We start from the raw sequence: 10,777 nt of genomic DNA, 5'->3' as shown, positions 1-10,777 counted from the left end.
ATCCACATCACCCGCGCCTTTGTCCCCGCCATGCGGCTGCGCGGGAGCGGCCGGATCATCCAGATCTCCAGCGCTAGTGGTCAGGGCTCGCTTCCGACGAGCAGTCTCTATCATGTGGCCAAATGGGGCCTGGAGGGCTTCAGCGAATGCCTCCGCCAGGAGCTTGAACCCTTCAACCTGTTCGTGACACTGATCGAGCCGGGCGGGGCGCGCACCAGCTTCAGCCACAATCTGCAATTCGCCAGCGAGATCGCCGCGTATCGCGATACGCCCGCCGGCCATATCCGCAAGATGTTCGAGACCGCCGGAAACGAGCTCTACACGCTCGACCCGCAAAAGATCGCGCAAGCGATCGTTGATGTCGCAACCAGCGACCATCCGCCGCTGCGCGTGACTCTGGGGGGTGACGCTTTCGGCGTTGTCCAGGCGGCGCTGCAATCGCGGCTCGCCTTTCTGCAGTCCCAGGAAGCGCTCGCGCGCTCGGTCGCTTTCGACAGTTGAGCTTTTCCGTCTTCCAGCTTTCGTCTCCGCGCGGTGCGACGCGCCTCACCGGGGCCCGGCAACCCTGTCGTCAGCGCCGTTATCCGATACTTAGGTATAGTCATCCGACACGATTGCAGAGGCGCCACACGGGCAATCGCTTGGTACCATCGCAAGAGAGGAAAACCCTCGCGGTCGCCAATCAAGGGTGCGCAGACCTTCGCAGTCTGCGTGCCCTTGATGTGGCAGCGCGCCGCCCAGCCACGCGCGTCATGAACGGGAGCGGCCTTCTGCGAAACCCAACGCTCCGCCGCATTTTCTATAAGCTCTCGCTCGAATTGCTGCGCGCCGCCTTCTTCTTCCTGCGATTGGGCTTGAAGAATGACGAGTGTTTGTGCGCGCGTCTCAATAGGCGAGGCACACGGCTTCCGGTCGCCGCCGCCGTTCTTTGTCACAATGGCAAACGGCTACGGCCGGCGACCCTGATCGATCCGGCGTGCGAGCACGTCGGCAAGGATGACTTCGTGTGGATCAAAATGTCCCAGCCCAGCGAAACAGAACTTGCCGACATCGCCGGGAATTACGGCCTTCACCCGCTTGCCATGGAAGGTGCCGACAACGGCCACCAGATTTCGAAGCTCGACGATCACATGCTCAGGGTTGAGAGCGCCATCACCGGCATCCGCGACATCCTGATCTCGGTGTTCGAGGCGAGTCACCTGCTCGAACAGCAGCGCCAAGGTGCGATCACCCGTTAGCTTGCCGCCCGGGCTGCGATCCTCGCGGTGCCTACCGCGATTGCCGGAATCTACGGCATGAATTTCGAGAATATGCCCGAACTGAAGACGCAATGGGGATATTTCGTCATCCTCGGCGTCATCGCTGCGGTCTGCATTGGGCTCTACATCCGGTTCAAACGTAGCCACTGGCTTTGACGGCGCAGATCGGCTTTCCACATCGCGCCGGGCTGAGGCTGCCGGGGGCCGGCCGCCACAATTCAATGCTTTCGAAGCGTCTCGATGCGGTGCCGGTCCAACGCTTCGAGCAAAGCCCTGCCGATCAGCGGCTTTGCGAGAACATGATCGAAGCCCGCCTCAGCGGCCCGCGAGGCCAGCAGCGTGTCATGAAAGCCTGAGATCATGATCGCGCGTCCCGACCATCCGATCTCGCGAAGGTGACGCAGCATCGCGAATCCGTCGATGTCGGGCATGCGATAGTCGAGGATGACGCAGTCTGCCTCCTTCGCGCGGGGGTCGGCCAACAGCGCGTGGCCGGTCGTATATCCCCACACGGCATAGCCGCGCGATCTCAGCAGCAGCTGGAGGCCACGCCGCACGCCGGGATCGTCGTCGGAGACGAGGATGGTGTATCTGCCATCATGCTGAGTGGAACGGACCGATGGCATTGCGAGAAGCGGACACCCGTGTGACGATTGCACCATCGATCGCATATCGCGCCTCGTCCCGTCGCTACGTAGAGGTCGCAGTCACTTCGGCTTGCGGCCCATGCCCGCGGCAAAGGCGATCCGCAGGGCTTCGGACAAATTGCGGACCTCGAGCTTGGCCATCAGGCTCGCGCGATGGACCTCGACCGTTCGCGATGAACAGCCCAGGTCATAGGCGATCGTCTTATTGGGCAGGCCGTTCGCCAGCCCTTCCAGCACTTCACGCTCCCGGGGCGTCAGTGCAGCGACCCGCACGCCGGCTTCAGAGGTTTCCAGAGTGCGAAGGTCGACATCGTCGAGACGCGCGAACGCGCGGCTGACGGCGCCGAGCAGGGCGGCTTTCTCGAAGGGCTTCTCGAGAAAGTCGACCGCGCCGCCTTTCATGGCCTGCACCGCAACCGACACGTCGCCATGGCCGGTCAGGACGATGACCGGCATATTGACCCCGCGTGCTGCCATGGCGGCCTGAATCTCGAGACCGTCCATCTCGGGCATGCGCACGTCGAGGATGACGCAGCCGACGGCCGCCGACTTCGCCTCCTTGAGAAACTCCACGCCCGAGGCATAGGTCACGACGTCGTAGCCCGCGGTCTTGAGCGCAAAGCTCGCCGCCTTGCGGATGCTCTCCTCGTCGTCGACCAGATGGATGACGCGTCTATCCCCCATGTTCCTCCTCCGCCCGCGCATGGATCAAGGTAAAATGAAAGCGCGCGCCGCCGCGGTCGGGGCGCTCCATCCAGATACGGCCCCCATGCGCTTCGATGATGGTCCGGCAGATCGAAAGGCCGAGGCCCATGCCGTCGGCCTTTGTCGACTTGAACGCCGTGAAGAGCTGCTCCCGGACCTCGTCGGCGATGCCGGGGCCGGTATCCTCCACGGTCACCTCGATCAGCCCGTCAGGGCGCAACCTGGTCGCTACCTTGAGGTCGCGAACAGGACACGCCGCCATCGCCTCGATGGCGTTGCGCATCAGGTTGACCAGCACCTGCTGGATCTGCACCCTGTCGACGAGAACCGGCGTCGCGGCGGGATCGACCGCGAAGAAGCTGCGGATGCCGCGCTCGCGTGCACCGACCAGCGCGAGCTCGCTCGCCTCGGCGACAACCTGCGGCAGATCGTGGAGGCTCTTGTCGACCTCGCCGCGGGCGACGAAATCGCGCAGGCGCCGGACGATATGGCCGGCCCGCAGCGTTTCCTGTGCCGCATCATCCATCACCGACCGTAGCGACACGAAGGGTTCGTCGTCCCGCTCGTCGAGCATGTCGCGGATCGTCTCGAGATAGAGCGCGACCGCGGCAAGCGGCTGGTTGAGCTCATGCGCGAGGGTCGAGGCCATCGTGCCCATCGCGCTCAGCCGGGAGACATGGACCAGCTCTGCCTGCAGTTCCTTGAGCCTGAGCTCATCCTGCTCCTTGGCGGTGAGATCCCGGATGAAGCCGGTGAACAACCGCTGCCCGTCTTCACCGGCCTCGCCAACCGACAGCTGCATCGGGAAGGTCGAGCCGTCGCGGCGCTGGCCGACCACGACGCGGCCGAGGCCGATGATCCGGCGCTCGCCGGTCTGGAGATAATGCGCGATATATTCGTCATGCCGGTCGCGATCGGGCTGGGGCATCAGGCAGGAGACGTTGCGGCCGACGAGCTCGGTTTCCGAATAGCCGAACAGGCGTTGGGCGGCCGCGCTGAACGACGTGATGTCGCCGGTCTCGTCGATGATGATCATCGCATCGGGGACGGTCGCCAGGATCGACTGGAGATGCTGCTCGCGGGTCTCGATTGACGCCCGGACCGCCGCCTCGTCGGTGACATCGCGACTGATGCAGGCAAAGCCTCGATGTGCGTCGCCTTCGAACAGGGCGCTGATCGTCAGGCGCGCGAGATACTCCGCTCCGTTCTCGCAGACAGCCCCATGACCTGTTCTACCCGCCCGACGAGATTGCGGCCGGCCGCCAGGTCTGCGCACGGGCGGCCGGCCGCAATCTCGTCGGGCGGGTAGAACAGGTCATGGGGCTGTCCCAGGACGCGATCGAGGGGCCAGCATTCGGCACGCTCGCCTTCTTCATTATAGCTCAGCACGATCCCGGCAGGATCGAGCAGCGTCAGGACATGGCCGCCAGCCTGTCGCAGGAACAACGGCGCAAGCCGCACCACCTCCCTGGCAATCTCGTCCGCCCCGCGCCTCGTGTCGACCATCGGCCGGCTCACATACCTGGCCGGGCGCACGTATCCGGGCGTAGCCCGACCGTGCCACTCAGCGCCGCGCGAGTATGGCCTTCATCTCGTCGATTTCCTGCCGCTGCGAGCGCTTGATCGCTTCGCAAAGCCGGATGACTTCCGGATCGCTGAGCTTTGCTTCCTGGCACATCAGGATCGCCCCGGAATGATGCGGGATCATCGAGCGCAGAAAGGCCGTGTCGCCGATCGTGGTCTGGGTGCGGATGAGTGCAAAGCTGCCGAAGAAGGCGACCAGCGACGCGGCGATCAGCGCGATGTTGGCGGCCTTCGACACGAACATGTGTCGCATGGCGAGGATCATCAGCACCACCATCGGTGCGACCATCATCAGCGTCATGTAGAGCATGTTGAGGTTGTTGTAGAAGCTGTCGAGCCCGTCGATCATGACGAACATCACCAGATACATGATGACGCCGCTGATGACGGTCTGAACGGCAAGGCTCCAATAGGCACCCATCTTCCGGGTGTTCATGTGGGACGAATGGTCCATGGCGTATCTCCTTCGCTCGGCGCCGGCCGACCTGGGTATGAGTGTAACGCCCCGCTCTCTTGTTCGCCCCCGCCATCAGCCGTCCTGATGCTAAAACCAGAAGCGAACGCCGGCGACGAAGCTGGTGGCATGGACGTCCTCGCCCGCAAGCCTCGACAGCCGCGCCGTGTCTCCGGCTTTGCGCAGATAGGAAACGCCGATGTAAGGTGCGAACTGGCGGCTGAATTCGTAGCGCAGGCGCGCGCCGAGCTCTATGTTGACCAGCCCCGAACCGATGTCGTTCTCCGGAATATCCTGCGCGGCGAAATTGACCTCGGCGCGCGGCTGCAAGATCAGGCGCTGGGTGATGCGCTGGTCGTAATAGCCCTCGACCCGGCCCAGAACATCGCCCTTGGTCGAGAGGAACAGCGCGCCTTCGACCTCGAACATGCCAGGAGCCAGGCCCTCGACGCCGATCGTCGCGTAGGTGCGGTCGGGCCCGCGGCCGAAGTCCTGGCGGATACCGCCCTGAAGATTGAAATAGGGGTCGATGGCCCGGCTGTAGAGCACCTGCACCTCGGCGCGGTTGATGTCGCCGCCGTAAAAGCCTTCGCCATCCCAGCGATAGCCATCGCGGCCGCTATGCGCCTGATACTCGAACAGGTTGAGCAGCACCTGCCCGAAATTGTTGCCGCCGCTGTCCTTCATCATGATGTCGCGCGAGCGCGCCATCTCGCCGCCGGGAAAATCCCGATCGGCGAAGTGGTCGCCTGGGGGCGGCGGCGGGGGCGCATTGCCGGCCGGAAGTGCGGTGCCGGTCATTTGCATGCCGGGCATGGCGGGCGTTCCCGGCGTCGCTGTCTGGCCATGCTGCGCATGGTCCATCCCGGGCATGTCGGGCATCGCGCCGTCCTGATGCTGGGAGTGGTCCATGCCCGGCATCTCCGGCATTGCGGGAGACGTGGATTGCGGCTGACCGGCCGCATTTGCTTGCGCCGCGGGAGTGGTCTGGTGCTGCGAATGGTCCATTGCCGGCATGGTGTCCGGCGCTGGCTTCTGAGCGCGCGGCCTGGCAGTGGGCTTGGGGCGCGGCGCGGCGGCCTTGTCCTTCTTTTTCTCCTGCGCCGGCCGCGCCCCGCCCGGCGGCGCCATGCCGGGCATGTCGTGCATCGAATGATCCTGGGCAAAGGCGGGTGCGGCGGCGAGAAGGGCGATCGCGCTCACCAGCGGCGTGAGGATGCGGGTCATTGCGCGTCTCCCTTCGGACGCACGCTCACGACCCGCATCATCCCTGCATGCATGTGGTAGAGGAGATGGCAGTGGAAGGCCCAGTCCCCGACCGCGTCGGCGGTGAAGTCCCAGCTCACCTTGCCGCCGGGCTGGACGATCACCGTATGCTTGCGTGGGCTGTGATCGCCATGCCCCGTCACCAGCTCGAAAAAATGCCCGTGAATATGGATCGGATGCCCCATCATCGTGTCGTTGATGAGATTGACGCGCACCCGCTCGCCTTCGATGAACGGGATCGGCTCGTGATGGTCCGACATTTTCTCGCCGTCGAACGACCACATGAACCGCTCCATGTTGCCGGTGAGGTGGATGTCGATGCTGCGGCTCGGCGCGCGCACGTCTGGATTGCGCTCGAGCGCCATCAGATCCTTGTAGACGAGCACCTTGTGGCCGACGTCGGTGAGGCCCTGGCCGGGCTCGCCGGTGCGGTCGACGGGCATCGGCGAGATGGTCTGGACGCTCGGATCGCGCTTCACCTGCGGCGCGTTCGAGAAGTCGCGCATCTTCATCGAACCCATCGCGTGCCCGCCATGATCCATGCCCGCCATCTGGCCATCGGCGCCCATCGCGCCGTGGTCCATGCCGGCCATCGATCCATGATCCATCCCGCTCATCGCGGAATGATCCATCCCCGAATGGTCCATGCCCGCCATGGCGCTGTTGTCCATGGTCGCCATCGCTGCCGCCGCGCCGGTCGCGAGGCGCGCGGACGCGTTCTTCTCGGCCGTCGGATCGACGCCCCGCATAGCGCCGCCCGACATGTCCATGCCTTCCATGCCCGGCATCGAGGACATGTCCATGCCCATGTCCTTCATGTCGGCGAGCGGCCGTTTGCGTAAGGGAGGCACCTCGCCAGCCATGCCGGCGCGCGGCGCGAGCGTGGCACGCGCCATACCCGAGCGGTCGATGGCCTCGCCGACAAGAGTATAGGCCTTGTCCTCGCCTGGGCTGACAACGACGTCGTAGGTCTCGGCGACACCGATCTGGAACTCGTCGACGGTGACGGGCACCACATTCTGCCCGTCGGCCTGGACGATGCTGAGCGGCAGGCCGGGTACGCGGACGTTGAAGGTGGTCATCGCCGACGCATTGATGACGCGCAGCCGCACCCGCTCGCCCGGGGTGAAGAGCGCGGTCCAGTTGTCCATCGGACCATGGCCATTGACGAGATAGGTGTAGGTCGATCCGGTGACATCGGAGATGTCGGCGGGGTCCATCCGCATCTGGCCCCAGTCGAGCCGGTCCTTGAGTGGCTGGTCCTTGCCCGAGAGCAGCCCGGCCAGCGTCTGGCGCTGGAAGTTGAAATGGCCGGGGTTGACCTTGAGACGCCGGAAGATCGCCTGCGGCGAGAGTGCGCTGTGATCGGCGAGCACGATGACATGCTCGCGGTCATAGGCGACCGGATCGGCACCGGCGGGGTCGATGATGATCGGGCCGTAATGGCCTTCCTGCTCCTGCAGGCCCGAATGGCTGTGATACCAGTAGGTGCCGCTTTGCACGACGGGGAACTGGTAGAGGTAGTTCGATCCCGGCTTGATGCCCGGAAAAGACACGCCCGGCACGCCGTCCATATTGGCCGGCAGGATCAGCCCGTGCCAGTGGATCGAGCTGTCCTCCTCGAGTTGATTGACGACGTTGAGCCGCACGCGCTGGCCTTCGCGCAGCCGGATCAGCGGGGCGGGGACCGTGCCGTTGAGACCGATTGCGCGGAACTGGCGCCCGTCGATGCTCATCGACTGCCGGGCGATGGTCAGCGTGATGTCTTCGCCCGACACGGTCGGTAGCGTCGGTCGCATCCCCGGCGAGATGGTCTGCGCCCAGGCAGGCAGCCAGGCTGATAATGCGGCGCCACCACCGGCGAGGGCCGCGCCGCGAAGGAACTGGCGGCGGTCGAGGGCAGAAATCATTCGGTTTGTCTCAGCTTGCGGAAAGAGGGCGGACCTATTGGAAATACGCAGCCCACCCGCCTGCCCCTCAAACTTTCTTCAAACTTTCCGCGAGGCGCGCCCGGGCGCGGTAGAGGCGGGTCTCGACGGCCTTCTGGGAGATGCCGAGGATCTCGGCGGTTTCGGCTTCCGATTTCTCGTCGATCGTCCGCAGGATGAGCGTGTCCTTGAGCGAGGCGGGCAGGGCGGCGATCGCTTTCATCGCCTCTGCCAGTTGCTGCTCGGCGCCGATTGCCTGGTCGGGTAGCGGCGCCTCATCGGCGACGTCATCCGCCTCGCCCAGCGGCAGGGCCATGGAGAAGAAGTTCCGGACCGCGCGCCGGCGCCGCCAGTCATGGCATTTGTTGATGACGATCCGGGACATCCAGACCTGGAAGGGTCGCGCAGCGTCATAGCGGTTGAGTGCGGCGAAGGCGGCGACGAAGCTTGCCTGCGTGACGTCCAGCGCCTCCTCTCCGTCACCTATATGGCTGCGCACGAGCCGAAATACCCAGCCTTGGTGTCGCCGCACAAGTTCGGCGAAAGCGGCCTGCCGGCCGACGAGTGCAAGAGCGGCAAGCTCCCCGTCCGAGCAGTCGGGGAGAATTATGGTCATTCGGACTTTGCCGTCAGCGCTTTCACTACGGCGTCGTCGAACTTCTGCGTCTGATCGGGGCGAAGTACGGCACGCATTGCAAAGATGTGCTCGAGCGTTTCCTTCTGCAGCGCGCCCATGGCTTGGTGCGAGCGGTCCACTGCCGCCGCGACTTTAGGGCCATAGCCATGTTCCGCCTCAATCGCCTCTGCTAGGCGAGCATTGTCGGCGCGCAGCTCGGCTTCAAGTGCCTGACGCCGAATGGCATAATTCTTCTCGATGAACTCCAGCCGGGCGTGCTGAGCCGTATCCAGTTTGAGATCCCGATGGAGCAGCTCGTGCAGTTCGTTTTCCACGGGCGGTGCCGACACCACATAGATCCGCCCGATCACCACCCCGGCGATCGCCGCGGTAAAGGTCAACAGTAGGAGGAGCAGGAGCCGGCGGCGGTCCCGCATCATTGCGAGCCCAGCAGCGTCGAGGGCGCGAGCGCCAACTGCGCATCGAAGGGCGATATCGGGCTCGCGTCCGCCGACCCGATTGGAACCGCGGAGCCCGCGATGCCGATGAAAAGCGCGACTGCGGCGGCTAGACCAAACGTCGTTGCGCCCAAGCGCGGCATGGCCTGGACCCTAGCGATTTCCGTCAGGACGCGGCTGTCCAGGCCGGCAAGCCTGGGGTCAATTGGGGCATCGCGCAATTTCGCGAGCATTTCGTCAAGGTGGTCCATGGTGTTTCTCCGTCTTCTCTTCACAATACGCATTCTGGCCCACGACCCCTTGGCTCGGAACAGAAAAGAAATTTGAGAGGGGTGCAGGCTGCAGCTGCGTATTCTCTCATGTCAATGACTGGAGAATTCCCGAATGCGCTTCCTTTCGCCTTTCGCAGCTGTCGCCGCCGTCAGCCTGAGCGTTTCGGCTCCGGCCTATGCACATCCCAAGCTCGTGTCTTCAACGCCCGCCGCCAACGCCAGAGTCTCGGCACCGTCGCGTATCACTCTGACGTTCAGTGAAGGCCTGATGGCCAGACTATCTGGTGCCGAGATCGTGATGACCGGTATGCCCGGCATGCCAAACCATCGCATGGCGGTGACCGGCTTCAAGACCGCGGTCGAGGGCGGTAACAAGACGTTGGCGCTGACACTGGCCAAGCCGCTTGGCGCTGGTACCTATCAGGTCACCTGGCATGTCGTCTCGATGGACACGCACCGCATCCAGGGCAATCTCGCCTTCATCGTGCGATAGGGCAATGAGTGAGGTAGCAGGCATCGCGATCCGCTGGGCGCTGTACGCCGATCTCGGCCTCTTGTTCGGCCTGCCGCTGTTCGCGCTCTATGCCCCAGGTGGCGGCCGGACGGTGCAGCGGCATCTGCCGATGGGGGCGATGGTGGCCTGTCTTGCCTGCTTCGGGCTGCTGCTATCTGCGTTCGGCTTTGCGGTGCAGGCTGCGGCCATGTCCGGACTGCCGCTCACACAGCCTGATTTCGCCCTGCTGGGTGATCTCATCAATGAGACGGCCATGGGGGCGGCGTTGAAGGCGCGCCTTGTCGCGCTCCTTGTCCTCCTATTCTGCGTCCTCTTGTATCGACGGCAATCACGTCCCGCCTTCATCGCCTCTACTCTCGCAGGCGCGCTCGCGCTCGCGACCCTCGCCTGGAGCGGACATGGCGCGGCTGGCGAAGGCTATCCGGGCTGGCTGCAACTGGTCGCCGATCTCGTCCATCTGCTCGCCGCCGGCGCCTGGGTCGGCGCGCTTGCAGCCTTCCTCGCGCTGGTTATGCCTAAAGCAGCGACCGGTGATATGGAGCGGGTCTCGCTCGCCGAGGAGGCCTTGACGGGCTTCTCCCTGGTAGGAACGATCATCGTTGCCCTGCTGATCCTGACCGGGATGGGGGCGTCACATAAAACGGGCACAGATATACGCTAAGGCCTGAGGGCGTCGGAAAACACCTGTTTGTCGTACATTGGCCGGTAGGAGACAGTCCGGATCGGAGCCGGGTTGCGAGGATAGCTGACACGCACGTTAAGTCGGCAGCCGACCAAAGCCAGCCATTCAACGTCCAATTGCGCGCGGCTGATTTCAGTTGAACCTGCCATTACAAGACCCGGGAACTTGGGCGACACGGGTCAGGCAGTGTCCGCCGTCAGCACCAATGGCACAGATTTGAGGTTGTGATTTAAGGAGGATCTGGGCTTCGTCGTAGTGACGAAGGAACGAAGATGAAGCCCAGATCCTCCAATGTAAAATCGCCCGCCAAGGCCCCAGCAGAGCGGGTAGTGAAGGAGGCTCTGTTGCAAAAATCGTGAAGCTTGAGCATGCTTGGCGGAGATTGGACGGAC

General features: G+C 64.1%; 11 protein-coding genes and 2 pseudogenes. 4 read left to right on the top strand and 9 right to left on the bottom strand.

All coding sequences use genetic code 11. The annotated features are described in order from the left end of the window. Both AX724_RS02335 and AX724_RS24880 read left to right on the top strand, forming a co-directional pair. Positions 1–501: SDR family NAD(P)-dependent oxidoreductase (locus AX724_RS02335; RefSeq protein WP_156447978.1), on the top strand; the 501-nt coding region annotated here is incomplete at its 5' end. Positions 502–1,112: 611 nt separating this feature from the next. Beyond that, positions 1,113–1,415, top strand: a pseudogene (locus AX724_RS24880) (CorA family divalent cation transporter); the annotation flags it as partial. 62 nt (positions 1,416–1,477) lie between these two features. On the opposite strand, the gene AX724_RS02325 reads toward AX724_RS24880, so the two are convergent. The 9 genes and pseudogenes from AX724_RS02325 to AX724_RS02285 form a co-directional block, all read right to left on the bottom strand. Beyond that, positions 1,478–1,885, bottom strand: a complete 408-nt coding sequence (locus tag AX724_RS02325; RefSeq protein ID WP_016743851.1) for a response regulator — start codon at positions 1,883–1,885, stop codon at positions 1,478–1,480. Positions 1,886–1,966: 81 nt separating this feature from the next. Beyond that, the gene (locus AX724_RS02320; protein ID WP_015449255.1) at positions 1,967–2,590 is read right to left on the bottom strand and encodes a response regulator transcription factor; all 624 of its coding nucleotides are present in this window, start codon (positions 2,588–2,590) and stop codon (positions 1,967–1,969) included. Then, positions 2,580–4,117 (bottom strand): annotated as a pseudogene (locus AX724_RS02315) (PAS domain-containing sensor histidine kinase). The gene AX724_RS02320 and the pseudogene AX724_RS02315 overlap by 11 nt, the downstream one beginning before the upstream one ends. Before the next feature lie 58 nt (positions 4,118–4,175). Further along, positions 4,176–4,649: a DUF305 domain-containing protein gene (locus AX724_RS02310; RefSeq protein WP_015449253.1), complete on the bottom strand. Its 474-nt coding sequence runs from the start codon at positions 4,647–4,649 to the stop codon at positions 4,176–4,178. Positions 4,650–4,739: 90 nt separating this feature from the next. After that, positions 4,740–5,876: a copper resistance protein B gene (locus tag AX724_RS02305; RefSeq protein WP_066763166.1), complete on the bottom strand. Its 1,137-nt coding sequence runs from the start codon at positions 5,874–5,876 to the stop codon at positions 4,740–4,742. After that, positions 5,873–7,825 carry a copper resistance system multicopper oxidase gene (locus AX724_RS02300; RefSeq protein WP_066520054.1) on the bottom strand — a complete coding sequence of 651 codons (1,953 nt, stop codon included), beginning with the start codon at positions 7,823–7,825 and terminating at the stop codon, positions 5,873–5,875. Before AX724_RS02300 ends, AX724_RS02305 begins: the two co-directional genes overlap by 4 nt. A gap of 67 nt (positions 7,826–7,892) precedes the next feature. Beyond that, positions 7,893–8,459, bottom strand: coding sequence for an RNA polymerase sigma factor (locus tag AX724_RS02295; RefSeq protein WP_046407413.1), 567 nt, complete (start codon positions 8,457–8,459; stop codon positions 7,893–7,895). Further along, positions 8,456–8,896 (bottom strand): periplasmic heavy metal sensor, encoded by a 441-nt coding sequence (locus tag AX724_RS02290; RefSeq protein WP_037486783.1) that lies wholly within the window; start codon positions 8,894–8,896, stop codon positions 8,456–8,458. Before AX724_RS02290 ends, AX724_RS02295 begins: the two co-directional genes overlap by 4 nt. Continuing rightward, complete coding sequence (locus AX724_RS02285; protein ID WP_007406377.1) at positions 8,896–9,168, bottom strand: hypothetical protein; 273 nt, start codon at positions 9,166–9,168, stop codon at positions 8,896–8,898. The genes AX724_RS02290 and AX724_RS02285 overlap by 1 nt, the downstream gene beginning before the upstream one ends. 133 nt (positions 9,169–9,301) lie before the next feature. On the opposite strand from AX724_RS02285, the gene copC reads away from it, so the two are divergent. Both copC and AX724_RS02275 read left to right on the top strand, forming a co-directional pair. Further along, positions 9,302–9,682, top strand: a complete 381-nt coding sequence (gene copC / locus AX724_RS02280; RefSeq protein WP_037486754.1) for a copper homeostasis periplasmic binding protein CopC — start codon at positions 9,302–9,304, stop codon at positions 9,680–9,682. Positions 9,683–9,686: 4 nt separating this feature from the next. Next, on the top strand, positions 9,687–10,364 hold the full coding sequence (locus tag AX724_RS02275; protein ID WP_231736445.1) for a copper resistance protein CopD: 678 nt from the start codon (positions 9,687–9,689) through the stop codon (positions 10,362–10,364). The last annotated feature ends 413 nt before the right edge of the window (positions 10,365–10,777 follow it).

Origin of the sequence: Sphingobium sp. CCH11-B1 (assembly GCF_001556865.1) — a bacterium.
Taxonomy (GTDB): domain Bacteria; phylum Pseudomonadota; class Alphaproteobacteria; order Sphingomonadales; family Sphingomonadaceae; genus Sphingobium.
This window is presented reverse-complemented; position numbering and strand designations above follow the sequence as displayed.